Origin of the sequence: Sneathiella limimaris, from assembly GCF_012932565.1 — a bacterium.
In the GTDB taxonomy this organism is placed as follows: Bacteria; Pseudomonadota; Alphaproteobacteria; order Sneathiellales; family Sneathiellaceae; genus Sneathiella; species Sneathiella limimaris.
In genome coordinates this window covers 225,613-251,335 of the sequence record NZ_JABBYJ010000001.1, presented here as the reverse complement: position 1 = coordinate 251,335, position 25,723 = coordinate 225,613, and the positions used below count along the sequence as shown (strand labels likewise).

The following is a 25,723-nucleotide window of genomic DNA, read 5'->3' as shown; positions in this document are numbered from 1 at the left end:
ATCCGCTTGATTTAATTTCTGGTGCAAATCTGTAGGAGTGGTAAGAGATAAATGCTGGACTATGCGTTAGTGAAATTAATAGACGGGATGTCATTGCCTGGGGTCATATTGATCTTTATGCCGGTCACATTGATCTTAAGTGCGATGACGCGGCGCAAGCGGTATTTTCTCGCAAATAGTATCATTCTTATCTTCTTGAGCTTTCCAGTTACGGGAAAACTGTTAATTGCGCCTATTGATGTTGGTGTAACTTATCAGGATGCCATAGCACAATTTCGCTTTGGGGATAGTGACAGCGTTGTTGTTCTTGCGTCTGGATTGCAACGTGATAGGGAAACTGGAGCGACGCTGCCATCAATGGGCTCTTTTTCTAGGGTTAAGCGCGCAGAAAAATTGGCCAAACAAATCCAAGCTCCCCTACTTGTCTCGGGAACAGATCCGCAAGGACAAGGCGAACTTCCTTTCTTGATGGAGCAGCTTGATGGATCTGAAGAAGTTTTGCTGACATTTGGCGCTGAGGGAACTGCAGACCATGCTGCAAATATTGCAACCTTGATGCAATCACACAAATTGAACTCCGCTATTGTGTTCACAACAGGCATTCATGCGTATCGAACACGGGCCGTGCTCGAAAAGCAGGGCGTTACTGTAAATGCCGTTATCGTCGGGATAAAAGACTCAGATTTGACATGGACTGACTTCGTTCCCGGTTTTGAAGGCTTCTTTTACTGGAAGCATGGCTTAAAGGAATATGCTGGGTTGATAGCCTATTATTGGAGGGGGCTGATTTAATCTAATTGGCCCTTTAACTCTTTATGGAATGGAGCTGTTTTTTGGGACCGATTATTTTCTATTGGCAGAAGAATAGAAAAGAGGAACGTTATGTATACACCCCCATATTTTGAGGCACCTGGAAAAGAGACCCTATCAGCCATCCTGCCTGAGGCCAGTTTCGCCACTCTCATTACATCTGATGATGCAGGTTGTCCGATCGCGACCCATCTCCCACTAAACTATAGCGAGGAAGAAGGAGAATTCGGCGCACTTTATGGGCATGTAGCTAAAGCAAATTCTCATTGGAAACTTTTTTCTGGCCGTAATTCCCTTGCTATTTTTCAAGGTCCGCACGCTTATATTTCTCCTCGGTATTACGCCTCTGAAATCAATGTGCCGACATGGAATTATGTTGCTGTCCATGCTTATGGTGAAATTGAAATTCTGGATAAGGCTTCAGATGTTTTGGATGTTCTCAAAGACCTGACAGATGAGAACGAGAAAGGGCGAGCGGAACCTTGGACGGTTGAAGCGTTTGACCAGAAGAGATTAAAGGCAATGGCGCAGGCCATTGTTGCTTTTCGCTTACCGATTAGCCGTTTGGAGGCTAAAGCCAAATTAGGGCAAAACAAGAAGGCTGATGATAAGCAGGCACTGGCAGAGGCGTTGCAGCAAACAGATCTGCATGATTGGCAAACGGGTATTCTATAAGGTGCTCGTTGGCAGGCCAGGTCTTAGGAGTGGCTAACAAGGCCTTTTAAATAATCTTCGGATCTCATTTCCATAAGTCGAGAGACCGTTCTTGCAAATTCGAAATGGCCATCTCCGGCTTCGTAAAGCTTGTCAGCTTCAACTTCGGCGGAGAGGATCAGATTGGTTCCAGCTTCATAAAGAACATCGACAAATGTGACAAAGCGCTTGGCTTCGTTCCTGTTATGAGGGCCAAGCTGGGGGACATGATCCATCAATACTGAGTGGAAATGGTCTGCGATCATCAGATAGTCAGACGCTCCAAGTGGACGGGCACATAATTCTTCGAATGTAAAGCGGGCGACACCTCTCGCTGCCATGTGGACTTCTAATTTACGGCCCTGAGTGGTCAGGGTGATTGGCTCTGCCTTGCTACCTTCCGTCAGAAGGTCGAATGTTTTGTTCATTTCTGCATCCGCTTCGGCGTTTAATGGATAGAAATAAACGTTGCTTTTTGATAGGCGGTCCAGACGGTAATCAGTACCACCGGAGAGATGAAGGATATCAAGTTGATCCTTAATCAAATCGATAAAGGGAAGAAACAACTCCCTATTCAGACCATCCTTGTACAGATCTTCGGGAATACGGTTAGAGGTTGCGATGACAACTACGCCTTTATCGAACAAGAGCTCAAATAAGCGCCCGAGCAGCATGGCATCAGCGACATCTGTAACCTGAAATTCATCGAAACAGAGTAACCAGGCGTCACCTGCGATCTTTTCCGCCAAGGGAACGAGAGGATCGTCTCCCTTTTTGGTTTTACTTTGGCGCCAGTTATGGATGAAAGCATGAACTTCTAACATAAAAGCATGAAAATGGACCCTTCGCTTCTTTTCCACTGGTGCTGTTTCGAAGAAAAGGTCCATCAGCATGGATTTTCCCCGACCGACATCGCCGTACATGTAAATGCCTTGCGGGGGCTCTTCTCTTGGTTTTCGAGAGCCAAGCTTGAAAATATCGGTCCAATGCTGACTTGTTTGAGGGTTATAGCTTTGAAGGCGCCGATGCAAAGTTTGCAGTTTTTCAACAGCAAGTTCCTGAATGGGATCATGCTGGATGGAGTTGGACTGCCGAAGCGCGCGGTATCTTTCAAGGGGGCCTATAGATGTCATAAAGGCCTTAAAGCAAGGATCTGGGTTCTTGTAAAGCTTATTGAGAAAGTGGTTTAAAACAATCCGCCTGAGACAAGCCGCCTGCGAAGCTCAGGTGCTTCAACCGGAGAAATATCTGCTGTTACCGGTTTTGTGAATTTGGCGGTGGCTTTGAGCAACTGCATTTCCCGCTTATCAGCAACCAATTGCTGATTTCCAATGGTAACCCCGGAGTTAATTTTCAGAGTTTTCAATAATTTGGGACTAATGGCGCGTGCCTTTAGATTGACCGCAGTATATTGATCTTCACCCATTGGGATATCGGCAAGCTGAATATCCTGCCCTGCAGGTGTGTCTAGAAGTCCAACTAATCCTTTGAAATCGTCGTTAGTTGCAACCGAATCCCGTGGCTCGCAAACTGCTCGGTTTTTGCGAAAGATTGCTTCAAGAATTCGGCAATCCTGACCTGTTACGGCATCCAAAGCATGTTCACCCAAGCCTTTGCCTGTGAGAATAGAAGAAGTGATTGATCCAGCTGTTAAAAGGTCAGCAATTGTCAGGCCAGCAAAAATGGTCTCCACACACCCGGTAAGGGTCATGCTAAGCACGCCGCAGATAGCCACGTTCCTAATGATTCGCTTTTTCAGTTTTCTCTTCATGTCCCAGTCATAGTCTGTAAAAAAGCAGGGCTTACTCTTGATGTAACAGGGATTTCTTACTAACTGCTTACTGCAAACAAGCAATTTTAGGAAAAAGCCTTAAAAACAAGTGCTTTTTGCCAGTTCAATTATCGGAGTTAAATGATCTGTTTGAATTCACAGACCAGCAGTCAAAAAAATAAGTGGATTTTCCGCAGGTGATCTTGCCCTCTTTCAAGAAAAGGGTTAGTACCCAACCCTAGAATTCTTTTATGGGAAGCACTTCGAGGAAGAAATCCCTTCAATTTAATCCGGAGATAAGTATGGCTCGCAAAAAAATAGCATTGATTGGCGGCGGTAATATCGGTGGAACCTTGGCCCATCTGGTAGGACTGAAAGAACTCGGTGATGTTGTTATCGTGGATCTTAATGATGGTCTTGCAAAGGGTAAGGCGCTGGATATCGCATCTTCTTCACCGGTTGACCGTTTCAACGCATCTTTCTCCGGTACAGCTGACTATGCCGACATCGAAGGTGCGGATGTATGTATTGTTACTGCAGGTATTGCCCGTAAGCCAGGCATGAGTCGTGACGATTTGCTTGGTACCAACATTAAAGTGATGCAGGCAGTTGGTGAAGGTATCAAAAAATATGCACCAAACTCTTTCGTTATTTGTATTACGAACCCGCTGGATGCGATGGTTTGGGTACTGCGCGAAAAATGCGGTCTGCCTCACAATAAAGTTGTTGGTATGGCCGGTGTTTTGGATAGCGCTCGTTTCCGTCTGTTCCTGGCAGAAGAATTCAACGTTTCTGTTGAAGATGTAAACGCTTTTGTTCTTGGTGGGCACGGCGACACAATGGTTCCATTGATCCGGTACTCTGCTGTTGCAGGCATTCCGGTTCCTGACCTGATCAAAATGGGTTGGACCACTCAGGAAAAAATGGATGAAATCGTCGATCGGACACGGAACGGCGGTGCAGAGGTTGTCGCACTCTTGAAAACAGGCTCTGCTTTCTACGCGCCTGCTTCCAGTGCGATCACAATGGCAGAAGCCTATTTAAAAGATAAGCGCCGGGTTCTTCCGGTCGCAGCTAACCTGGACGGTGAGTATGGCCAGAAAGGCCTCTATGTCGGGGTGCCGGCTGTGATTGGCGCAAATGGCGTTGAGAAAGTTGTAGAAATTGATCTGAATGAGGAGGAGCAGGGAATGTTCGATCATTCAGTAGATGCAGTGAAAGGGCTTGTAGAAGCCTGTATCGGCATCGACCCAAGTCTTGGCTAACAAAAAAAGGGCACAACTTAGCGGTTGTGCCCCTTTTTTTGGGTGTTATAGTCTGACTTGAAATGATAATCCGACCAGCTTGTAGCTGATCCCAACTAGCGAATAGCGGAATATTATGAATATCCATGAATATCAGGCCAAAGGCCTACTCGGAAAATACGGTGTCACAGTGCCTCGCGGCGGTGTTGCCTATACGGCAGAAGAAGCCAAGACAGTTGCCAAGGAACTTGGTGGTCCTGTCTGGGTTGTTAAGGCACAAATCCATGCCGGAGGACGTGGTTTAGGTGGTGGTGTTAAAGTTGTTAAGTCCGTTGAGGAAGTTGCAGAAACTGCAAAATCCATGATCGGCATGCAGCTGGTAACTCACCAGACCGGTCCGGAAGGAAAAGAAGTTAAGCGTGTTTATGTGGAAGATGGCTGCGATATTGCCCGGGAACTTTATCTTGGTGCGATTATTGATCGGGCAAAAGACTGCGTAACTTTCATGGCCTCTACTGAAGGGGGTATGGAAATTGAGGAAGTTGCTGCAAAAACACCTGAAAAAATCCACATGGTCAGTATTGACCCTGCTACAGGTATAAGCCCATTCCATGCTCGCAAAATCGCTTTTGCGCTTGGCCTGGAAGGCAAGCAGGTGAGTGCTGCGGTTAAATTCATCATGGCGCTCTACAATTCAATCGTTGACACAGATGCAAGCCTTGTTGAAATCAATCCACTGGTCGTAACCGGATCTGGTGATGTGATTGCGCTGGATGCGAAAATGAACTTCGACGATAACGCGCTGTTCCGTCAGAAAGATATCGCTGAGCTTCGTGATCCAGATGAAGAAGATCCGGCTGAGTTGGAAGCAGCTCAGTATGACCTGAACTATATCAAGCTAGATGGAAATATCGGCTGTATGGTGAACGGTGCTGGTCTTGCTATGGCCACTATGGACATTATCAAGCTGAACGGTGGCGAACCTGCCAACTTCCTCGATGTTGGTGGCGGAGCGACCAAAGAGAAAGTGACTGAAGCTTTCAAAATCATTCTGAAAGACAAGAATGTTGAAGGTATTTTGGTCAATATCTTCGGTGGTATCATGCGCTGTGATGTGATTGCCGAAGGTGTGGTCGCAGCCGCTAAAGAAGTGGCGCTAAGCGTTCCACTGGTTGTCCGTCTCGAAGGAACGAATGTGGATTTGGGTAAGAAAATTCTTGCTGAATCTGGTCTGCCAATTGTGTCTGCTGATGATCTTGGCGACGCTGCAGAGAAAATCGTAAAAGAAGTTAAGGAGGCATCATAATGGCCGTTCTCGTCAATAAAGACACAAAGGTCATTTGTCAGGGCTTCACAGGCTCTCAAGGAACCTTCCATTCAGAGCAGGCAATTGCCTATGGTACAAAAATGGTCGGCGGTGTGACACCTGGTAAAGGTGGTGAAACACATTTGGACCTGCCAATTTTCAACACTGTTGATGAAGCTGTACATACAACGGGTGCCAATGCATCTGTAATCTATGTGCCGCCTCCATTTGCAGGTGATGCAATTCTCGAAGCTGTTGATGCAGGGGTCGAGCTGGTTGTCTGCATTACAGAAGGTATTCCAGTACTGGACATGGTTCGGGTGAAGCGGGCGTTGAAAAACAGCGGAACCCGTTTGATCGGTCCGAACTGCCCTGGTGTCATTACACCGGATGAATGCAAGATCGGCATTATGCCTGGTCACATCCACCGTCGTGGTAATGTTGGCATTGTTTCCCGTTCTGGTACTTTGACTTACGAAGCTGTTGCGCAAACAAGTGCTGCTGGCCTTGGTCAGTCAACCTGTATCGGTATCGGTGGTGATCCTGTCAACGGAACCAACTTCATTGATTGCCTGGACATGTTCCTCAAAGATGATGAAACAGAATCCATCATCATGATTGGGGAAATTGGAGGGTCTGCTGAGGAAGAAGCTGCAGAGTTTCTGAAAGCTTCCAAAATCAAGAAGCCAGTTGTTGGCTTCATTGCAGGTGTAACAGCACCTCCAGGACGTCGTATGGGACACGCAGGTGCGATTATCTCCGGCGGTAAAGGTGGCGCTGAAGATAAAATGGAAGCAATGCGGAGTGCTGGAATTACTGTCTCTGACAGTCCTTCTGCACTTGGTTCAACTTTGGTAAGAGTTTTGAAAGGGTAGTATTGTACTACTCAATTACATCAGAACTATTTTATTACTTAAGGGGGCGGGCTATATGTCCGCCCAAATGACCGAAAATGGCTCAACAATTGGACAATTCTTCTTCCTTCCTGACCGGAACAAATGCCGGTTTCATCGAAGAGCTCTATCTTCGCTACCAGAATGATCCATCCTCTGTCGATGTTAGCTGGCAGCAATATTTCCAAACATTAGGCGATGATGCCGAGACCATTGTAAACGAGCATAAAGGGGCAACCTGGACGCCGGCCAATGGTATTGCACCAGAGGATGAATACGGCATTCTCGGTGATGCAGCATATCGGGCAATTGAAAAGGCGGAGGGTAAAGGCCTTCCACAGCAAGATGTCCGGGCTGCTGCTATCGACACTATTCGGGCACTTATGCTGATCCGGTCTTACCGGGTTCGGGGTCATCTGAAAGCCAGACTAGATCCGCTTGGGCTAGAAGAGCCGCAAGAGCATCCTGAGTTGGATCCAAAAAGCTACGGCTTTGAGGAAGATGACTGGGACCGCGAAATCTTTCTCGATAATGTTCTTGGTCTTGAAACCGCTTCTATTCGAGAGATCCTGGAAATTGTCCAACGCACTTACTGTGGCAGTATCGGCGTTGAATTTATGCATATTCAGGAGCCAGACCAGAAAGCCTGGATCCAGGAACGCATTGAGGGTCAACACAAAGAAGTTAGCTTTACCAGCGAAGGTAAAGTTGCCATTTTGCGCAAACTTATCGAAACAGAAGGGTTTGAGCATTTCCTGAATGTGAAATACACCGGCACAAAGCGCTTTGGCCTTGATGGTGGCGAAGCCATGGTTCCAGCCATGGAAGGTATTATCAAGCGTGGCGGTCAGCTCGGTGTGAAGGAAATTGTTCTCGGTATGCCGCATCGTGGACGCCTAAACGTCCTTACCAATGTGATGGCGAAACCGTTTCGTGCCGTGTTCTCTGAGTTTCAGGGAAACCCAGCCAATCCTGAAGATGTAGAAGGCTCTGGAGATGTTAAGTATCACCTGGGAACTTCATCTGACCGGGAGTTCGATGGCAATAATGTTCACTTGTCACTGACAGCTAACCCTTCCCATTTGGAGGCCGTGAACCCGGTCGTTTTGGGTAAAGCACGCGCGAAACAAGCGCAGATAGGGAGCAACGTTGGCGGTCAAGTTATGCCACTTTTGCTCCATGGTGATGCTGCTTTCGCCGGACAGGGAATCGTCGCAGAATGTTTTGGTCTTTCAGAGCTGAAAGGTTACAGGACATCTGGAACCATCCATTTTGTGGTTAATAACCAAATTGGTTTTACCACTAGTCCTAAATATTCCCGCTCCAGCCCATACCCATCTGATGTCGGTAAAATGGTGCAGGCTCCGATTTTCCATGTAAACGGAGATGACCCAGAAGCAGTTTGCCATGTGGCAAAGATTGCGACTGAATTCCGTCAACAGTTCCAGATCGATGTCGTCATCGATATGTTCTGCTATCGACGGCATGGTCACAATGAAGGTGACGAACCAGCCTTTACTCAACCGCTGATGTATCGGACTATCGCTCAGCACCCCACAACCATGCAAATCTATGCGAAAAAGCTGATTAGCGAAGGTGTTGTGACCGAGCAGCAGGTTGAAAGCTGGATTAAAGAATTCAAAGATTATCTTGAGAAACAGTTTGAAACTGCAAACAGCTTCAAGCCCAACAAAGCAGACTGGTTCGAAGGTCGTTGGCAGGGTTTTGAGCGAGCAGATCAGGGAGCCCGTCGGGGAACTACTGCTGTTGATGTTGAGGAACTGCGTGAAATCGGCTTCAAGCTGTGCGAAGTCCCTGAAAATCATAACGTCCACCGAACCCTTCAGCGGGTTTTGAAAAACAAACGTAAGATGATTGAAACTGGTCAGGGAATTGATTGGGCGACTGCTGAAGCCCTGGCTTTTGGTAGTCTTTTGAAAGAGCAGTATCCTGTACGTCTGTCCGGCCAGGATTGCGGGCGTGGAACTTTCTCGCAACGTCATTCCGTAATTGTTGATCAATTGACGGAAGAGCGATATTTGCCGCTTAACAATCTATCCGAAGATCAAGCCCACTATGAAGTCATCGACAGTATGCTGTCTGAAGCGGCTGTGTTGGGTTATGAATACGGATATTCACTGGCTGAGCCAAAAGCGCTGGTTTTGTGGGAAGCACAGTTTGGTGATTTTGCCAACGGTGCGCAGGTTATCATTGACCAATTCATTTCCAGTGGTGAAGCCAAATGGCTTCGGATGAGTGGTTTGGTTATGTTGCTCCCTCATGGTTATGAAGGGCAAGGACCTGAGCATTCATCAGCTCGATTGGAGAGATACCTGCAGTCCAGTGCGGAAGATAACTGGCAGGTTGTAAACTGTACAACCCCAGCCAACTACTTCCATGCACTGCGCCGTCAGATCCATCGGAAGTTCCGGAAACCACTTATTGTAATGACACCGAAATCCTTGCTTCGTCATAAGGAGGCTGTCTCTACACTGGAAGATATGGGACCGGGTTCGACTTTCCATCGGGTGCTGTTCGACAATGAGGTTTTATGCAAACCCAAAGATGTTAAACGGGTCGTTCTCTGTACGGGTAAGGTTTATTACGACCTAAAAGCACGCAGAGATGAACTGGGTCAAAAGGAAACTTATTTCCTTCGCCTCGAACAGCTTTATCCATTCCCAGAAGAAGCTCTGATTGAAGAGCTGAAGCCTTTCACCCATGTTCAGGACATTGTCTGGTGTCAGGAAGAACCAAAGAATATGGGGGCTTGGACATTTGTGGAACCATTGCTGGAACAGACTTTTGCAAAAGTCGGCATGAAGAAAGTAAAACGCGCCCGCTACGCCGGCCGTGCTGAATCTGCTGCGACTGCAACAGGTCTATTGAAAAAGCATAACCAGCAGCAAGCTGCTTTAATTGATGATGCGCTCGGCATCAAATCCGAATAGGAAGAAGTAATATGACTGTCGAAATTCGTGTGCCTGTCCTTGGGGAATCTGTAACGGAAGCAACTGTCGGTACTTGGTTCAAGAAAGCAGGCGATGCAGTTGAAAAAGATGAGCCCCTTCTGGAGCTAGAAACAGACAAAGTGACCCTGGAAGTTAATGCGACAGAGGCTGGCCGTCTGGAAGATATTGTGGTCAATGAAGGTGAAGACGTTGAGGTAGGCGCGCTTCTTGGTCATATCACTGCTGGAGCCGCTGGTGCGACATCTGCCCCAGCAGCACCCAAAGAGGAAGCTCCAAAAGCGGCAGCTCCTGCACCAGCAGCAAAAGCTGAACCGGCTCCGGCCGCTGCGCCTGCTGCGGCTCCTGCCGCACCAGCGACTTCAGGCCCGGTTGAAGTTCTTCCCGCGGCTCAAAAGCTGATTGACGAGAACAATCTGGATGTTTCTAAACTTCGCGGAACTGGCAAAGATGGCCGAATTACCAAAGGCGATGTGTTAGAAGCGCTGGATAATGGTGGCGTTTCACCAGCTGCACCTGCTGCAGCTCCTTCTGCTGCATCAGCAGCGGCTCCTGCCGCACCTGTTCCTACTGGTCCGCGACCAGAAGCCGCTCGTGAAGAGCGTGTTAAAATGACGCGGCTGCGTAAAAGTATTGCTGCCCGTTTGAAGGATGCGCAAAACACTGCTGCGATGCTGACAACCTATAATGAGGTTGATCTGACAAACATGCTGGCACTGCGGGCTGAGTATAAAGACGCCTTTGAGAAGAAGCATGGTGCCCGTCTTGGCTTCATGTCTTTCTTTACAAAAGCTTGTATCGCGGCATTGCAGGAATTACCTGCAGTAAATGCTGAAATTGAAGGCGATCATATCGTCTACAAGAACTACTATCATATCGGTGTTGCGGTTGGCACACCAAATGGCTTGGTTGTTCCTGTCCTTCGAGATGCGGACGCGTTGAGCTTCGCTGGCGTTGAAAAAGGAATTGCAGATCTTGGCCGCAAAGCTCGTGATGGCAAGCTATCCATGGAGGATATGCAGGGCGGAACCTTCACCATTTCAAACGGTGGTGTTTATGGGTCTTTGATGTCCTCTCCAATTCTAAACGCACCTCAATCAGCAGTTCTGGGTATGCATAAGATCCAGGAACGTCCGATGGTTGTTGATGGAGAGATCAAGATTCGTCCAATGATGTATCTTGCACTGTCCTATGATCACCGGATCATTGATGGCAAGGAAGCAGTGACATTCCTTGTACGGGTCAAGGAAGCCTTGGAAGATCCACAGCGTCTGCTGCTTGAAGTTTAATAACGACGACAGACTCCCTGAAAGGGAAAATGATGAGTGAAGATACATTTGATCTGATTGTGGTCGGGGGTGGCCCTGGCGGATATACTGCTGCTATTCGGGCGGCTCAGTTGGGAATGAAAACAGCTTGCGTTGAAAAGCGGGGCGCCCTTGGTGGGACCTGCTTGAATGTTGGTTGTATTCCCTCAAAAGCCTTGCTGAAGTCTTCAGAGCTGTTTGAAGAAGCCCAGCATGAATTTGCAGAGCGTGGAATTCAGGTCGGCTCTCTAAAGCTTGATCTCAAAAAAATGCTTGGTCAAAAAGATGAAGCTGTCACAGGCCTAACCCAAGGGATTGAGTTTCTTTTTAAGAAAAACAAGATTGCCTATTTCAAGGGTGCCGGTGAGCTTCAAGGCGGCGGGCGTGTAGAAATCACAGGCGAAGACAACAAAACGATCAAAGGGTCTAAAATCCTGATTGCCACGGGTTCGGATGTGATGCCGTTGCCAAATGTGGAAATTGACGAGAAACAGATCGTTTCCTCAACCGGTGCACTGGAACTGCCTAAAGTACCAAAGAAAATGGTCGTAATTGGTGCTGGCGTTATTGGTTTGGAACTCGGAACTGTTTGGCGCCGTCTCGGCGCAGAGGTAACTGTTGTCGAATTTCTGGACCGCATCTTGCCTGGTACTGACAATGAAGTTGCGAAAAATACTCAGCGAATTCTCAAAAAGCAGGGTATTGAGTTTAAACTTGGAACCAAAGTCACAGGGGCCAAGAAAACAAAGACTTCCGTTACCCTAACAATGGAGCCTTCCAAAGGCGGTGATGAGGAAACTCTGAAGGCTGATGTCGTGTTGGTAGCGATTGGCCGACGCCCTTATACACAAGGTCTTGGCTTGGATGATTTGGGCGTTGAAATGGATAAAGCGGGCCGGATTGTTGTTGATGGTCAGTTCAAGACAAATGTTGAAGGTGTTTATGCAATTGGCGATGTAATCGCGGGGCCAATGTTGGCGCACAAAGCTGAAGATGAGGGTGTTGTCTGCGTCGAGATGATGAACGGTCAGAAACCTCATATCGATTACAACCTTATTCCTGGTGTGATTTACACGTATCCAGAGATTGCCACAGTTGGCAAAACTGAAGAGCAGTTGAAAGAAGAGGGTGTTGAATACAAGGTTGGCAAGGTTCCATTTATGGCCAACAGCCGTGCTCGCGCCGTCGGAACAACGGATGGATTTACGAAAATCCTGGCAGACAAGAAAACGGATAAGGTTCTAGGTGTCCACATCGTTGGTCCAGATGCCGGCACTGTTATTCATGAATGTGTGTTGGCTATGGAGTTTGGAGCGTCTTCTGAAGATATTGCCCGGACATGCCACGCCCATCCAACATTAAATGAATCTGTGAAGGAAGCAGCGCTGGCTGTGGATGGTCGGACGATTAACTCTTGACCTCAGATTTCATTTTCGAAAAGATTGAAAGGGCCGAAATTAATTCGGCCCTTTCTTTTTTGCTTTTCCAATAACGATAACAAGAGGTCTCAGATGAAACTCTGCTATAGCGCCACATCTCCTTTCGCCAGGAAAGTTCTTGCCGTTGCAATTGAAAAGGGGCTTCGGGACCAGATTGAATTTACTCAACCGGACACCAGCGATGTTTTCAAGGGAATCAATCCGAAGAATCCACTCGGTAAAATTCCAAGTCTTGAACTCGATACTGGTGAGTTGCTTTTTGATTCTATCGTTATTGCGGAATATCTCGATGCGAAAGACGGCAATCCAACTCTTTTCCCGACTGAACCGCTTGAACGGGCTAAAGTCATGACCTTGCATGCTATGGCAAATGGTATGACTGATGCAGCCTTCTCCAGAAGATGGGATGCGACTGCCCTACCGGAAGGAGAGCGTTCGCCGACCTGGAGTGAGCGTCTTCGCCTCGCCGTAGAAAACTGCCTTAACGTTCTAGAAAAAGAAGTCTCCGATTTTGGGGGTAAGACCAATATTGGAACAATTGCTGTAGCCTGTGGTCTTGGTTATCTGGATCTTCGATTTTCTCACGAGGATTGGCGGAAAGGCCGGCCAAATCTTACTGCTTGGTTTGAAGAGTTTTCCAAGAAACCCTCAATCGCGGAGACAGCTCCTCCAGCTTCCTGAAGACAATGAATGTCACCTGTTAAACTGATTACCCTCTCCTGCATTGCCGAAATTCTGGCAATGTCTTCCTTTGCAACATTTCCAGCACTCATGCCTCACTTTTTCGAGGCATGGGACTTAACTGCTACTGAGGCGGGTTGGATCAATGGTGCCTATTTTCTGGGGTTCACTGTATTTGGACTTGTCTCCTCAACCCTGACGGATCGGATGGATGCTAGGACCATTGTTCTTGTTGGGCATGTGATCGCCTTGCTTGGCGCGTATGGATTTGCATTTCATTCTGATGATTTCTGGTCTGCCATTCCTTGGCGGTTTCTGTCTGGCGTCGGTCTGGCTTGTGGATATATGCCAGGTCTAAAAATGTTAACCGATAGGGTTGTCTCGTCCGCGCAACCTCGTGCAATTGCGTTTTACACGGCCTGTTTTTCGACTGGCTCTGCCGTTTCGTTCCTGCTGGTAGGACAAGTGGATCGCTGGTTGGGAACAGATGCGGCCTTGATCGCAGCTGTCATGGGCCCACCGGCGGCCTTGTTGCTGGTAGTTGCGTTGAACCGGCCTGTGCCCGTTTATAATCCAAGGCCATGGGTGCAGCTGTTCAACTTCAAACCGGTGCTCATTAATCGGCGAACTATGGGATATGTAATCGCCTATTTTTGTCATTCTTGGGAACTGATGGCGATGCGTTCTTTCGTCGTGACCTTTCTCACATTCGCGGCTAGCCAAAGCGAAGCTCCGATCTGGATGGATATCAGCATGATTGCAACTATTGTGATCTTTATGGGGCTTCCATCGAGTGTCGCAGGAAACGAACTAGCGATGAGGATAGGCCGCCGAGGCGCAATCCTCTTGATCATGATTTCCGCATTGGTAGTTTCTCTCTTTCTCGGCTTTTCAGCAAATTTACCCTTTGTGATTGTCGCAGCTCTGTCCATTCTCTATGGCATTTTGGTAACCGCTGATTCCTCATCTATAACATCTGGTGCTGTGATTTCGTCCCCTGTTGAACTGAAAGGATCCACTATGGCAGTTCACAGTTTTATTGGCTTTGCAGGTGCGATGATTGGACCAGTTGTGGCCGGTGTAGTTTTGGATGCCGCTGGAGGTAGGGAAAGTGGTTTTGCGTGGGGGCTCACATATGTATCCATGGGGGCAGTCGCCTTATTGGCACCACTTATCTATAGAATGACGCGAGACTAGCTTTTTGGATGAGCACTCTTATAGACGTTCAAGAGCTTTTCAGTATCTAGATCCGTATAGCGTTGTGTTGTCGATAGTGAGGCATGACCGAGGAGTTCTTGAATAGTTCTGAGATCACCGCCTGCGCCAAGAAGATGCGTGGCGAAGCTGTGGCGTAAAGCATGAGGCGTGGCGCTCTCCGGTAAGCCAAGTTGTCTTCGAAGGTTTTGAATTGTTAATTGGATCTGGCGGGGACTTAACCGTTTCCCTTGCTTACCTAAAAAGAGAGGCGTTTCAGCATCCATGGGGTGCGGACAAAGTTTGAGGTACCGATCGATGGCTTCACTAATGACAGGCAATACGGGCACAAGCCTCTCTTTTTTGCCCTTGCCGATAATTGTCATGCTATCACCAGCGGGGCGATTTCCATAATTCAGGTCAAGCGCCTCGGAGATACGAAGACCCGCGCCGTAGAGAAGGGTTACAACCGCGAGATCTCTGGCATCCATCCAGCCTTGGCCCTTATCTAATTCAGAGAGTAAGTTGCGGCTATCCTTCTCAGTAAGGGGGCGGGGTAATCGTTCTGGACGTTTGGGCGCACGTAAAGATTTAAGATGTGGGTTATGCAGCACTTCGTCTTTTTCCAGTTTTTTGAAAAAGCTGCGGATCGAAGACAGCATTCTTGCGAGCGATGTAGCAGTTAACCCTTCTTTCTTTCTGTCGGCTAAAAAAGCACGAAAGTCGGCGGCTCGCATGTTTTCGAGATCGCTAACGGTCAGAGTCTTTCCTAAGTGATGCCCTGAAAAGAGGAGAAAAGCCTCGACATCTCGCTCATAGGCTTCAAATGTGTTTGGGCTGACTTTTTTTTCATGAATTAGCCAACTTTTCCAGTCATTGAGATATGTGTCTAATGACGTAGTGGACCGCATGTCAGGACTGAGGAGTATGTTCAAGCCAGTTCTGAAGGCTGGCCTCAATGCAGCTTGCTAAAAAATGAAGTAGATCCGTTCCCTGTTCAGGATGGAAGTGCCCAGTTTCCCGGCTTCCAATGGCTAGCATTGAAGGTGCATTAAGAGAAGGCACGTTCAGTCGGATCAGAGCATCGCTTTCAATAAGATCTTTGGCAGGACCGAACACTGCTTTTGATTTTGGAGCATTCGGGCGCATGAGTATGTTGCCATTGCTCCAATTCGCTTTATTGATATTCCCTTTTTTGATCCGTTGCAGTCCGGTCATAGCTGGAAGAGGGATGGAGCCTTCTTCAACACAGAGCGTGATGACATCTACATCCAGATACTCGGGTAAGTCTTGAGTTAGGATATGAACGAAATGGGAAATGCTTGTTGCAGAAAGGATAGCTGTTACCGACTGGTGGACCATATCCTGAATATGAAGGTTTTCCCGGGTTGTTTTAACCAGATCAACCTGTGTCGATCGTAAATCGCTGACTTGGTGTTGCAGCCTTTCCACCAGGAAAGACTGCATATCAACAACCCCGTCACCTGAAACCCTGTTAGCGGCGATCACATCTGTTAAAAGATCCGAATTCCGTTCCAGAAAATCCTGATGGTCCTGAAGCCACTGGCGAACAACTTCCTCATTCAAGTCCGTTGGGACCTGATTTTTTGTCACCATTTTTTTGCGGTCTTTGGGCACCGTATCCGTTCCTTGGTTTTAGATCTGTTGAATCATGCGGATCAAAGAATGCTCTGTCCAGTTTTTTCCCAGTCGGCCACAAATGCAGCAAGGCCTTTATCCGTCAACGGATGAGAAACCAGTTGCTTGAGAACCTGAGGCGGGATGGTGCAGACTTCAGCGCCCATTAACCCTGCCTGAACGATATGCATGGGGTTACGAATAGAGGCAACAAGCACTTCGGTCTGGAGAGCTGGATAGTTACTGTAAATCTGGACAATATCACCGATCAGGCTCATGCCTTCCTGGCCAATGTCATCCAAGCGGCCAACAAATGGGGAAACATAAGTCGCACCTGCTTTTGCTGCCAAAATTGCCTGCGCAGGTGAGAAGCAGAGGGTAACATTCACTTGCGTGCCAGCTTTGCTAAGTTGAGAGCAGGTTTTCAGACCAGCCATTGTCAAAGGAACTTTAACAGCGATGTTATCTGCTAGGTCTGCTAGTTTTTTCCCTTCTTCAAGCATTGTCTCATAATCGGTTGCCGCAACTTCCGCACTCACAGGGCCATCAACGATGGAGCAGATTTCTTTCACAACTTCAATAAAGTCGCGACCGGTTTTTGCTACTAGCGAGGGGTTGGTTGTCACGCCATCCAGCAGACCTGTATCAGCAAGTTCGCGAATTTCTTCAGTGTCGGCGGTATCAACAAAAAATTTCATCTTCTAATCTCTATTCATTAATGCCCATGAGAGGGCAGTCTAAAATTGTCCGGACTGCAGGTTCATTTGGCATGCCGCTTCAGGAATGATTTGGCACAGAGATCCATATGGATTAGGAACTATATAAACAGTCACTCAATATTCTGACCTAAATACCCCAGCAATGGCTCAAATCAAAGCAGAATGAACGATCCAGCCTCTATTAGGACTATCCGAGTGTTGCTCCCAATGAGCAAAGGGGCCACCTATGATTATTCAGTGCCTGATGAACTAGATGTAAGGCCGGGGCATTTTGTTCGGGTTCCCTTAGGGCCGAGATCATTGGTTGGTGTCGTTTGGCAGTTGGATCCAAAGCTGGATTTTCCGGTCGAAAAACTCAAAGACGTGGAGGAAATTCTTCCTGTTCGTTCTCTTTGTGAAGAAGCAAGGCAGTTCGTTGACTGGGTGGCGAATTACACGATGCAAGGCAATGGGCGAATTCTGCGAATGAGCATGAGTGTTCCAGATGCCTTATATCCCAAGCAACCGAAAACAGGATATTTCCTCAAAGGTCCGCCTCCAAAAAGGATGACAGCAGCTCGCGAAAAGGTGCTTTCATTTTTGGTAGGTGGAATTGCTCAAACCGCTGCTGATATAGCAGAGGTGACAGGGGTCAGTGTTTCCGTTGTCAAAGGACTATACGAGGCGGGAACTCTTGGCGCCAGGGAGCTACCAAGCGAACAACCTATTGAGACACCGGATGCCGAAAAAGTTGGGTTTGATCTGACGGATGATCAACAGAGCGCCGCTGAGCGGCTGAAAGGTTTTATAAAGGCAGCAGAGTTTCAGCCGGTTCTTTTACAGGGGGTAACCGGATCAGGGAAAACGGAGGTCTATTTTGAGGCGATTGCAGAATGCCTTAAAAAGGGAAAACAGGCTTTGGTTCTGTTGCCCGAGATTGCACTTTCGTCACAATGGCTAAAACGTTTTGAGACCCGATTTGGGGTGCCGCCAGTTGAATGGCATTCAGATCTCGGCGCAGGGGAAAGGCGTCGGAATTGGCGAGCCGTTATCAGTGGAGAGGCTAAAGTCGTTGTTGGTGCTCGTTCTGCGCTCTTTCTTCCTTACTCTGATCTTGGCTTGATCGTTGTGGATGAGGAACATGAAGCAACCTTCAAGCAGGATGAAGGGGTTCTTTACAATGCGAGGGATATGGGTGTAGTTCGCGGCCAGATCGGATCTTTCCCTGTCATATTGGCCTCGGCAACTCCGGCTTTGGAGACATATATAAATGCGACGTCTGGCAAATATGAGCATATCAAACTGCCGTCGCGATTTGGAGTTGCTGAACTTCCAGATATTGAACTGATAGATTTGAAGACCCATCGCCCTGGTGCCCAGCGCTGGATTTCAGAGCCGCTTGAGAGCGCAGTGAAAGAAACATTGGCCTCTGGCCAACAGGCGATGCTTTTTATCAATCGCCGGGGGTATGCGCCGCTCACGCTTTGTGATGCTTGTGGATTTAGATTGCAATGCCCTCATTGCACAGCCTGGCTAGTGGAGCATCGTTTAACCCGGCGTCTTCAATGTCATCATTGTGGCTACAGTTCTAAAATTCCAGAAATATGCCCAGACTGCGGAGAAGCCGATTGCTTCAAAGCATGCGGACCAGGTATCGAGCGCCTAACCGAAGAAGCAAGTCTGTTGTTTCCGGACGCCCGCCTGCAAATGATAGCCAGTGATACCATGACTGGTCCAGGCGCAGCTGCCCGTTTCGTTGAGGCCATGTCCCGGGGTGATATCGATTTGCTGGTCGGTACACAGATAGTTGCAAAGGGATATCATTTTCCAAATTTGACATTGGTTGGGATTGTCGATGCCGATCTGGGCCTATCTGGCGGTGACCTTCGTGCGTCCGAGCGATCCTATCAGCTACTCTCTCAAGTAGCAGGTCGGGCTGGTAGAGCGGAGCATAAAGGAAAAGTTATGCTTCAGACTCATTTACCGGATCACCCAGTCATGCAGGCAATCAGTTCCGCAAACATTGATTCCTTCATTCAAGAAGAAGCAAAGATGAGGGAGATGGCTGGTATGCCGCCTTTTGGTCGCCTTGCTTCTTTAATACTGTCTTCTCCCGATCCCGAATCATTGAGAAATTTTTCAAATGAGTTGGCGAGAAAAGGGCCTCACGGGGATGGTTTTTTAATTATGGGACCGGCTCCGGCCCCACTTTCTATGATCCGAGGGCGTCATAGGATCCGGTTTTTAATCAAATCGTTGAGGACCCAACAACTGCAGCCAATTATCAGAGGTTGGTTGAAAGGCCTTAAGATTCCAACAAATATTCGTTTGCAAATCGATATAGATCCGTACAATTTCATGTAGGACTGTGGCCAAAAAGCGGGATTTGTAAAGATTTCGTGAATTTTGCTGCAGAAACTAACCTTGGGGATATTGCTTCATGGAATTCCGTGTGCTAATAACCCCGTGCCTTGCTCAAAGGGCTACTTAAAAAAGTCCATATTGCAGGCGTTGAACGAATTTTTCTTGCGACGCGTTTTGCGTCGTTTTTTCAGGCTTGGGGAACTTTCCTTGTCAGCTGAGAATATAAAAGTTTCAGGTATCGCTGGCCGGTACGCAACAGCACTCTTTGATCTTGCTTCCGATGCGAAGCAGGTTGATGTTGTCGCTTCCGATCTGGCCACGATTAAAACCGCAATGGGGGAGAGCGCTGATCTGGCGAAGCTCGTCCGTAGTCCACTTATTAGTCGGGAAGATCAAGAAAGGGCCATGTTGGCTGTTCTTGAAAAACTCGGCATTAGTGATTTGGTTCGTCGATTCGTGGGTACGGTGGCACAAAATCGCCGTCTGATTGCCCTCGCGGATATGATTGACACTTTCAATCAATTACTTGCTGCTGAACGCGGTGAAGTAATTGCCAAAGTTGTCTCCGCTAAAAAACTGACTGCCAAGCAGATGGAGGCTCTTGAGAAAGAGCTGAAGTCTTCTATTGGTAGTGATGTTGCCATCGAAGCAGATGTTGATGAAAGTCTGATCGGTGGTCTGGTGGTTAAAGTCGGTTCGCGTATGGTCGATAGTTCGATCAGAACCAAGCTTCAAAATCTTAAGTTTGCCATGAAAGGGGTTGGGTGATGGACATCCGCGCCGCAGAAATTTCCGAAATTCTTAAACAGCAGATTGCGGGTTTTGACACGCAGGCTGAAGTTTCAGAAGTGGGTCAGGTGCTGTCCGTAGGTGACGGTGTTGCTCGTATTTATGGTCTGGATAAGATCCAGGCTGGTGAGATGGTTGAATTCCCAGGTGGTATTAAGGGCTTGGCTCTTAACCTCGAGGAAGACAACGTTGGTGCTGTGATCTTCGGTTCCGACCGGGACATTAAAGAAGGCGATACAGTTAAGCGGACTGGCGCTATCGTTGAAACCAAGGTTGGTAAAGGTCTTCTGGGACGTGTTGTTGACGGTCTGGGTAATCCGATTGACGGAAAAGGCCCAATCGAAGGCGGCGAAATGAAGCGTGTGGACGTGAAGGCGCCTGGCATTATGCCACGTAAATCCGTTCATGAGCCTATGATGACCGGCTTGAAAGCGATTGACAGCTTGGTTCCAATCGGACGTGGTCAGCGTGAATTGATCATTGGTGACCGCCAGACAGGTAAGACAGCTGTTGCTGTTGATGCGATCCTGAACCAGAAATCAGTCAATGCAACAGATGACGAAGGTAAAAAACTTTACTGCGTGTACGTTGTGGTTGGTCAGAAGCGCTCCACCGTTGCTCAGGTTGTGAAAACACTGGAAGAAAACGGTGCGATGGAATACTCCATCGTTGTTGCTGCGACTGCATCTGATCCGGCTCCTCTTCAGTATCTTGCACCATTTACTGGCTGTGCGATGGCTGAATTCTTCCGTGATAACGGTATGCACTCTTTGATCATTTATGATGATCTTTCCAAGCAAGCTGTTGCTTATCGTCAGATGTCCCTGCTGCTGCGTCGTCCTCCAGGACGTGAAGCTTACCCAGGTGACGTTTTCTATCTACATTCTCGTCTGTTGGAGCGTTCTGCGAAGCTGAACGAAGACAATGGCCTCGGTTCCATGACTGCATTGCCAGTAATTGAAACTCAAGCCGGTGACGTGTCTGCCTATATTCCAACGAACGTGATCTCCATTACTGATGGTCAGATCTTCCTGGAAACAGAACTCTTCTATCAGGGTATTCGTCCAGCGATTAACGTTGGTCTGTCTGTGTCTCGTGTGGGCTCTTCTGCTCAAACAAAAGCGATGAAACAGGTTGCGGGTACCATTAAGCTGGAACTTGCTCAGTATCGCGAAATGGCTGCTTTTGCTCAGTTCGGTTCTGATCTGGATGCTTCCACTCAGAAACTTCTGGCCCGTGGTGCACGTTTGACTGAGCTGTTGAAGCAGCCTCAGTACTCACCGCTGACTATGGAAGAACAGGTTGTAGTGATCTTCTCTGGTGTGAAAGGCTACCTTGATCGCATTGCAGTTGACCAGATTGGTTCTTACGAGAAGCAGCTGCTGACTGAAATGCATGCCAAACACCAAGATTTGATGGATGCAATCCGGGATGAGGCTGCTCTTTCTTCAGAAAATGAAGAAAAGCTGGCTGGAATTTTGGAAAGCTTCACAACTACTTTTGCGTAACCTTTGAGCTGAAAAGGGGGTAGCCTCAAATGGCGAACCTTAAAGAACTCAAAAATCGGATCACAAGCGTTACCTCAACGCAGAAAATCACCAAAGCCATGAAAATGGTTGCGGCTGCGAAACTGCGTCATGCTGAGGAAGCGGCCAATGCGGCGCGGCCATACGCTGAGAAGATGGAGGCCATGATGGTCTCCCTCGCCAGCGGTTTGGAAGGTCGTGAGGGTCCTCGGCTTCTGCAGGGGACTGGATCCGATCAACGACATGTTCTGATTGTTGCAACTGGTGAGCGTGGTCTTTGCGGTGGCTTTAACAGCTCTATTGCTAAGGCTGCAGGTCTGCGGGCAGAAAAACTACTTGCTGAAGGCAAGGATGTTAAGATCATCTGTGTTGGTAAGAAAGGCCGTGATGTTCTGAAGCGGAAGTATGGTCATCTGATCATTGATTTCGTGGATCTGTCTGGCTCAAAACGGATCGGTTTTGATGATGCAGCGCCTATCGCTCAGAAAATCCTGTCTATGTTCGATAGCGAGGAATATGACGTTTGCTCTATCTTCTATGCGAAGTTCGTATCTGTTCTGACGCAGGAAGTTACTGAGCAACAGTTGATCCCAGCATCCATTCCTGAAGCTTCTGGTGAAGAAGCTGAAAGCGAAGTGGATTACGACTATGAACCGGAAGAAGAAGAAATCCTGGCTGATCTGTTGCCACGGAACATTTCTGTTCAGGTTTATAAAGCCTTGTTGGAAAACTCTGCTTCTGAGCAGGGTGCTCGTATGACAGCGATGGATAACGCAACACGGAACGCAGGTGACATGATCGAAAAACTCACTTTGCAATATAACCGTGAGCGTCAGGCTGCGATTACAAGCGAATTGATTGAAATTATCTCTGGTGCCGAAGCGCTCTAGCACTTCGTATCGGTTTTGGAAGAATTAGGTGACCCTTTAGGGAGCATTAAAATGGCGAATAAGTCTGTCGGCAAAATTACCCAGGTGATGGGTGCCGTGGTAGACGTTCAGTTTGACGGCGATCTGCCAGCAATTCTGAACGCTCTGCATACTGAAAATAATGGTCAGCGTCTTGTGCTGGAAGTTGCGCAGCATCTGGGTGAAAATACCGTCCGGACAATCGCAATGGACGCAACAGAAGGTCTGGTCCGTGGGCAGGAAGTTCACGATACTGGTGATTCAATTCAGATGCCAGTTGGTCCGGAAACTCTTGGCCGTATCATGAACGTTGTGGGTGAGCCAGTGGACGAACGCGGTCCAATTAACGCGAAATCCTCTGCGCCGATCCATAACGAAGCTCCTGACTTTGCCGATCAGTCAACTGAAGCTGAAATCCTGGTGACAGGTATTAAGGTTGTTGACCTTCTCGCTCCTTACGCGAAGGGTGGTAAGATTGGTCTGTTCGGTGGTGCCGGTGTGGGTAAGACAGTTCTGATTATGGAGCTGATCAACAACGTTGCCATGGGCCATGGTGGTTACTCTGTGTTCGCTGGTGTCGGTGAACGGACACGTGAAGGTAACGACCTTTACTACGAAATGATCGAAGGTGGCATTATTGACACTGAAGGCGACAAATCCAAAGTGGCCCTCGTGTACGGTCAGATGAATGAGCCTCCAGGAGCGCGTGCTCGTGTTGCTCTGTCTGGTCTGACAATCGCGGAATATTTCCGTGATCAGGAAGGGCAGGACGTGTTGTTCTTCGTTGATAACATCTTCCGGTTTACACAGGCTGGTTCCGAAGTGTCCGCGCTTCTCGGTCGTATTCCATCTGCTGTGGGCTATCAGCCAACTCTGGCAACAGACATGGGTGCGCTTCAGGAACGGATTACATCCACTAACAAAGGTTCTATTACCTCTGTGCAGGCTATTTACGTGCCTGCGGATGACTTGACTGACCCTGCTCCTGCGACTTCGTTCGCTCACTTGGATGCGACAACCGTGCTGTCACGTCAGATTGCTGAGCTTGGTATTTACCCTGCTGTGGATCCGCTTGACTCAACATCACGTATGCTGGATCCAGCTGTTATTGGTGAGCGTCATTATAGTGTTGCTCGTCAGGTACAGGAAACTCTGCAAACTTATAAATCGCTTCAGGATATTATTGCTATTCTGGGTATGGACGAACTGTCCGAGGAGGATAAGCTGATCGTGGCACGTGCCCGTAAGATCCAACGTTTCCTCTCACAGCCATTCCACGTTGCTGAGGTCTTTACTGGTGCACCTGGTAAATTTGTGAAACTTGAAGACACAATCGCTGCTTTCGAAGCGATTTGTGCCGGTGAGTATGACGATCTTCCAGAAGCCGCGTTCTACATGTGCGGTGGCATTGAAGAAGTGAAAGAAAAAGCCGCTAAGCTTGCTGCTGAAGCTGCTTAATTGGAATTTGAGGAGAGCTCTAAATGGCTGATATGGTAACCATGGATTTGGTCTCACCTGAGAAGCTTTTGCTCTCAGATGCTTATGAAATGGTCGTTGTGCCGGGCGCTGAAGGTGACTTCGCCGTTATGGCCGGGCACACACCGATTACATCTTCACTGCGTCCTGGTGTGATTTCCATTTACGAAGGCGATGTTGAAAAAGATCGTATTTTTGTGAACGGTGGTTTCGTTCAGGTTGCTGAAGACAAAATGACTGTTTTGGCAGAAGAAGCAATTCATGTTGCTGACCTGGACCGTTCAAGACTCGAGCAGAAAATTAAAGATGCTGCTGAGGATGTTGAAGACGCCAAGGACGATGAAGTTCGGCGGAAGGCCCAGGAAAATAAAGAGCATCTGGAACAACTACTGGAAGCACTTGCTTAAGCGCTATCAGATGGAGTTTAAAAAGGGACCGATTTCGGTCCCTTTTTTATTGTCCCGAAGATATTGAAATTGTTGTGTAATTTGATTTTGCGCAATACTATGGTTCCATATTCTACTTATTGGTGAGGGGAAATGGTGCGGGCCATTATCGCAGGGGGCAGTGTTGCTGGTTTAGCGACAGCAAAAGCACTTTCAAACAAATTTGACGAGATCATTATCCTAGAAGCGGATAAAGAGCCTGAAACAATAGAAGCTCGAAAAGGGGTGCCGCAAGGACGTCATGTCCATGGTCTACTAAAAGGTGGCAGCGACGCTCTTACGAAGCTATTTCCAGAGCTTCCTGAAATGCTTGAAGAGTTTTCCGCTCCCACTGCAGATTTTTGTGGTGATGTTAAATGGTATCTCAATAAGAGGTTTATGCCGCGGTTTAATGGAGACCTTCCTATTCGTTTTCAATCCCGTCCGTTGCTTGAATATTGTATCCGTCACTGTGTCCAAAAACTCCCGCAAGTCACTTTCCGATACCAGACACGGGTTACTGATTATGAAACTGATCCAAGTGGTGATCAAGTCGTAGCGGTTCATATTCAAGAGATATCCGGTGAAAAGGAGCGGATCGAAGGTGATCTGTTTATTGATGCAACCGGTCGAGGCAGTAAGCTTCCAAAATGGCTTGAAGAGAAGGGATATGGAACGGTTCCTATCTCTGAAACGAGGGTTGATTTGGGGTACGCCAGCTGTTTTTTACAATTACCTCCGGATGACCAGAGAGATTGGACAAGTCTGTTAATCTATCCGACAGGCCCAGATGAGGTGAGGGGGTGTACCCTTGTAAGAGTGGAAAATGATACCTGGCTTTTAACTTTAGCCGGATATCACAAAGATCATCCGCCTTCTGATAAGCAGGGGTTTTTGGAATTCGCAAAAAACCTGCCAAGACCAGAGGTTTATGAAGCCGTCAAAGATGCCGAATTTCTATCAGATATAAGTCTCCATAAGTTTCCAAGCAGTATCAGGCGGCATTATGACAGGTTAAAACACTTTCCGCTTCGATTGATCCCTGTTGGGGATACAAATGTCAGTCTCAATCCACTTTTTGGACAAGGTATGAGTATTGCTTTTCAATCCGTTCAGAGCCTGCAGGAGAGATTAGACACCGTTGATTTGAGAAATGAAGGTGATGTTCTTATTCTCAGGAACTTCTATCTTCAAAGCCTCAATCGTATATTTAGAACTCCTTGGGATCTGGCTATGGGGCAGGATTTCAAGTATTTACAGACCACTGGAAACCCACCATTCGGTTGGAAAATCAAAAACCAGCTAAAGGCCTTGGTTTTATCCTCCTCAGCGCCGAACGTAATTGAAAGCTTCTTTAAAGTTGTTCACTTGATTGAGCCAGAAAAAGTGTTTTACCGACCTCTGAAAATGATTCAAATATTGGCTAGTGCAAGTTCTAATGACCTTAAAAAGTAATAAATAAGTATTTTCCTAATATAAAGCGTTATGTCTGGGATTTAACTATATTACTATCCCAATAGGTTAATAAATTCTGTCCATTAACCACTTATTTACTAAGTCAGACTTACTGTATCGTCGCTGTAATTAGTTCT

The 25,723-nt window shown here is 47.6% G+C and carries 22 protein-coding genes; 17 read left to right on the top strand and 5 right to left on the bottom strand.

Annotation, left to right across the window (positions count from 1 at the left end):
* Positions 1–51 precede the first annotated feature (51 nt).
* Positions 52–792, top strand: a complete 741-nt coding sequence (locus HH301_RS01155; RefSeq protein ID WP_169566202.1) for an ElyC/SanA/YdcF family protein — start codon at positions 52–54, stop codon at positions 790–792.
* Between the two features lie 90 nt (positions 793–882).
* Positions 883–1,485, top strand: coding sequence for an FMN-binding negative transcriptional regulator (locus tag HH301_RS01150; protein ID WP_169566201.1), 603 nt, complete (start codon positions 883–885; stop codon positions 1,483–1,485).
* 23 nt (positions 1,486–1,508) lie between these two features.
* Here HH301_RS01150 and zapE read toward each other — a convergent pair whose 3' ends face one another.
* Together zapE and HH301_RS01140 are read right to left on the bottom strand one after the other, a co-directional pair.
* A complete protein-coding gene (gene zapE / locus HH301_RS01145) occupies positions 1,509–2,636 on the bottom strand; it encodes a cell division protein ZapE (protein WP_169566200.1) in 1,128 nt (375 codons plus the stop codon).
* A 53-nt stretch (positions 2,637–2,689) separates the two neighbouring features.
* Positions 2,690–3,274 carry a hypothetical protein gene (locus HH301_RS01140; RefSeq protein WP_169566199.1) on the bottom strand — a complete coding sequence of 195 codons (585 nt, stop codon included), beginning with the start codon at positions 3,272–3,274 and terminating at the stop codon, positions 2,690–2,692.
* A gap of 302 nt (positions 3,275–3,576) precedes the next feature.
* On the opposite strand from HH301_RS01140, the gene mdh reads away from it, so the two are divergent.
* The 8 genes from mdh (at position 3,577) to HH301_RS01100 (ending at position 14,310) form a co-directional block, all read left to right on the top strand.
* On the top strand, positions 3,577–4,539 hold the full coding sequence (gene mdh / locus HH301_RS01135; RefSeq protein ID WP_169566198.1) for a malate dehydrogenase: 963 nt from the start codon (positions 3,577–3,579) through the stop codon (positions 4,537–4,539).
* Positions 4,540–4,654: 115 nt separating this feature from the next.
* Positions 4,655–5,824 carry an ADP-forming succinate--CoA ligase subunit beta gene (gene sucC / locus HH301_RS01130; protein ID WP_169566197.1) on the top strand — a complete coding sequence of 390 codons (1,170 nt, stop codon included), beginning with the start codon at positions 4,655–4,657 and terminating at the stop codon, positions 5,822–5,824.
* Positions 5,824–6,699 carry a succinate--CoA ligase subunit alpha gene (sucD, locus tag HH301_RS01125; protein WP_169566196.1) on the top strand — a complete coding sequence of 292 codons (876 nt, stop codon included), beginning with the start codon at positions 5,824–5,826 and terminating at the stop codon, positions 6,697–6,699. Before sucC ends, sucD begins: the two co-directional genes overlap by 1 nt.
* A gap of 77 nt (positions 6,700–6,776) precedes the next feature.
* Positions 6,777–9,668 carry a 2-oxoglutarate dehydrogenase E1 component gene (locus HH301_RS01120; protein WP_169566195.1) on the top strand — a complete coding sequence of 964 codons (2,892 nt, stop codon included), beginning with the start codon at positions 6,777–6,779 and terminating at the stop codon, positions 9,666–9,668.
* Positions 9,669–9,679: 11 nt separating this feature from the next.
* A complete protein-coding gene (gene odhB / locus HH301_RS01115; protein ID WP_169566194.1) occupies positions 9,680–10,975 on the top strand; it encodes a 2-oxoglutarate dehydrogenase complex dihydrolipoyllysine-residue succinyltransferase in 1,296 nt (431 codons plus the stop codon).
* Between the two features lie 32 nt (positions 10,976–11,007).
* Positions 11,008–12,411, top strand: coding sequence for a dihydrolipoyl dehydrogenase (gene lpdA, locus HH301_RS01110; RefSeq protein ID WP_169566193.1), 1,404 nt, complete (start codon positions 11,008–11,010; stop codon positions 12,409–12,411).
* A 93-nt stretch (positions 12,412–12,504) separates the two neighbouring features.
* Entirely contained in the window at positions 12,505–13,113 is a 609-nt protein-coding gene (locus HH301_RS01105) for a glutathione S-transferase N-terminal domain-containing protein (RefSeq protein WP_169566192.1), read from the top strand.
* A 9-nt stretch (positions 13,114–13,122) separates the two neighbouring features.
* Positions 13,123–14,310 (top strand): MFS transporter, encoded by a 1,188-nt coding sequence (locus tag HH301_RS01100; protein ID WP_169566191.1) that lies wholly within the window; start codon positions 13,123–13,125, stop codon positions 14,308–14,310.
* Here HH301_RS01100 and HH301_RS01095 read toward each other — a convergent pair.
* The 3 genes from HH301_RS01095 to fsa form a co-directional block, all read right to left on the bottom strand.
* Positions 14,307–15,218, bottom strand: coding sequence for a tyrosine recombinase XerC (locus HH301_RS01095; protein WP_169569450.1), 912 nt, complete (start codon positions 15,216–15,218; stop codon positions 14,307–14,309). The two genes, HH301_RS01100 and HH301_RS01095, sit on opposite strands and share 4 nt — an antisense overlap.
* 1 nt (position 15,219) lies before the next feature.
* Complete coding sequence (locus tag HH301_RS01090; protein WP_169566190.1) at positions 15,220–15,924, bottom strand: DUF484 family protein; 705 nt, start codon at positions 15,922–15,924, stop codon at positions 15,220–15,222.
* Between the two features lie 62 nt (positions 15,925–15,986).
* A complete protein-coding gene (gene fsa, locus HH301_RS01085; protein WP_169566189.1) occupies positions 15,987–16,643 on the bottom strand; it encodes a fructose-6-phosphate aldolase in 657 nt (218 codons plus the stop codon).
* 183 nt (positions 16,644–16,826) lie between these two features.
* Here fsa and HH301_RS01080 point away from each other — a divergent pair, with 183 nt between their 5' ends.
* The 7 genes from HH301_RS01080 (at position 16,827) to HH301_RS01050 (ending at position 25,586) form a co-directional block, all read left to right on the top strand.
* Positions 16,827–19,007, top strand: a complete 2,181-nt coding sequence (locus tag HH301_RS01080) for a primosomal protein N' (RefSeq protein ID WP_169566188.1) — start codon at positions 16,827–16,829, stop codon at positions 19,005–19,007.
* Positions 19,008–19,214: 207 nt separating this feature from the next.
* Positions 19,215–19,775, top strand: a complete 561-nt coding sequence (locus tag HH301_RS01075; protein WP_169566187.1) for a F0F1 ATP synthase subunit delta — start codon at positions 19,215–19,217, stop codon at positions 19,773–19,775.
* The gene (gene atpA / locus HH301_RS01070) at positions 19,775–21,304 is read left to right on the top strand and encodes a F0F1 ATP synthase subunit alpha (protein WP_169566186.1); all 1,530 of its coding nucleotides are present in this window, start codon (positions 19,775–19,777) and stop codon (positions 21,302–21,304) included. Before HH301_RS01075 ends, atpA begins: the two co-directional genes overlap by 1 nt.
* A gap of 29 nt (positions 21,305–21,333) precedes the next feature.
* The gene (locus tag HH301_RS01065; protein WP_169566185.1) at positions 21,334–22,212 is read left to right on the top strand and encodes a F0F1 ATP synthase subunit gamma; all 879 of its coding nucleotides are present in this window, start codon (positions 21,334–21,336) and stop codon (positions 22,210–22,212) included.
* A gap of 51 nt (positions 22,213–22,263) precedes the next feature.
* Positions 22,264–23,688 (top strand): F0F1 ATP synthase subunit beta, encoded by a 1,425-nt coding sequence (gene atpD / locus HH301_RS01060; RefSeq protein WP_169566184.1) that lies wholly within the window; start codon positions 22,264–22,266, stop codon positions 23,686–23,688.
* Positions 23,689–23,711: 23 nt separating this feature from the next.
* Complete coding sequence (locus tag HH301_RS01055) at positions 23,712–24,113, top strand: F0F1 ATP synthase subunit epsilon (protein WP_169566183.1); 402 nt, start codon at positions 23,712–23,714, stop codon at positions 24,111–24,113.
* Between the two features lie 132 nt (positions 24,114–24,245).
* The gene (locus HH301_RS01050; RefSeq protein WP_169566182.1) at positions 24,246–25,586 is read left to right on the top strand and encodes a hypothetical protein; all 1,341 of its coding nucleotides are present in this window, start codon (positions 24,246–24,248) and stop codon (positions 25,584–25,586) included.
* The last annotated feature ends 137 nt before the right edge of the window (positions 25,587–25,723 follow it).

Coding starts and splice junctions, on each gene's coding strand:
- HH301_RS01155 (WP_169566202.1), top strand. CDS start 52: ATGCTGGACTATGCGTTAGTGAAATTAATAGACGGGATGTCATTGCCT.
- HH301_RS01150 (WP_169566201.1), top strand. CDS start 883: ATGTATACACCCCCATATTTTGAGGCACCTGGAAAAGAGACCCTATCA.
- zapE (WP_169566200.1), bottom strand. CDS start 2,636: ATGACATCTATAGGCCCCCTTGAAAGATACCGCGCGCTTCGGCAGTCC.
- HH301_RS01140 (WP_169566199.1), bottom strand. CDS start 3,274: ATGAAGAGAAAACTGAAAAAGCGAATCATTAGGAACGTGGCTATCTGC.
- mdh (WP_169566198.1), top strand. CDS start 3,577: ATGGCTCGCAAAAAAATAGCATTGATTGGCGGCGGTAATATCGGTGGA.
- sucC (WP_169566197.1), top strand. CDS start 4,655: ATGAATATCCATGAATATCAGGCCAAAGGCCTACTCGGAAAATACGGT.
- sucD (WP_169566196.1), top strand. CDS start 5,824: ATGGCCGTTCTCGTCAATAAAGACACAAAGGTCATTTGTCAGGGCTTC.
- HH301_RS01120 (WP_169566195.1), top strand. CDS start 6,777: ATGGCTCAACAATTGGACAATTCTTCTTCCTTCCTGACCGGAACAAAT.
- odhB (WP_169566194.1), top strand. CDS start 9,680: ATGACTGTCGAAATTCGTGTGCCTGTCCTTGGGGAATCTGTAACGGAA.
- lpdA (WP_169566193.1), top strand. CDS start 11,008: ATGAGTGAAGATACATTTGATCTGATTGTGGTCGGGGGTGGCCCTGGC.
- HH301_RS01105 (WP_169566192.1), top strand. CDS start 12,505: ATGAAACTCTGCTATAGCGCCACATCTCCTTTCGCCAGGAAAGTTCTT.
- HH301_RS01100 (WP_169566191.1), top strand. CDS start 13,123: ATGTCACCTGTTAAACTGATTACCCTCTCCTGCATTGCCGAAATTCTG.
- HH301_RS01095 (WP_169569450.1), bottom strand. CDS start 15,218: ATGCGGTCCACTACGTCATTAGACACATATCTCAATGACTGGAAAAGT.
- HH301_RS01090 (WP_169566190.1), bottom strand. CDS start 15,924: ATGGTGACAAAAAATCAGGTCCCAACGGACTTGAATGAGGAAGTTGTT.
- fsa (WP_169566189.1), bottom strand. CDS start 16,643: ATGAAATTTTTTGTTGATACCGCCGACACTGAAGAAATTCGCGAACTT.
- HH301_RS01080 (WP_169566188.1), top strand. CDS start 16,827: ATGAACGATCCAGCCTCTATTAGGACTATCCGAGTGTTGCTCCCAATG.
- atpA (WP_169566186.1), top strand. CDS start 19,775: ATGGACATCCGCGCCGCAGAAATTTCCGAAATTCTTAAACAGCAGATT.
- HH301_RS01065 (WP_169566185.1), top strand. CDS start 21,334: ATGGCGAACCTTAAAGAACTCAAAAATCGGATCACAAGCGTTACCTCA.
- atpD (WP_169566184.1), top strand. CDS start 22,264: ATGGCGAATAAGTCTGTCGGCAAAATTACCCAGGTGATGGGTGCCGTG.
- HH301_RS01055 (WP_169566183.1), top strand. CDS start 23,712: ATGGCTGATATGGTAACCATGGATTTGGTCTCACCTGAGAAGCTTTTG.
- HH301_RS01050 (WP_169566182.1), top strand. CDS start 24,246: ATGGTGCGGGCCATTATCGCAGGGGGCAGTGTTGCTGGTTTAGCGACA.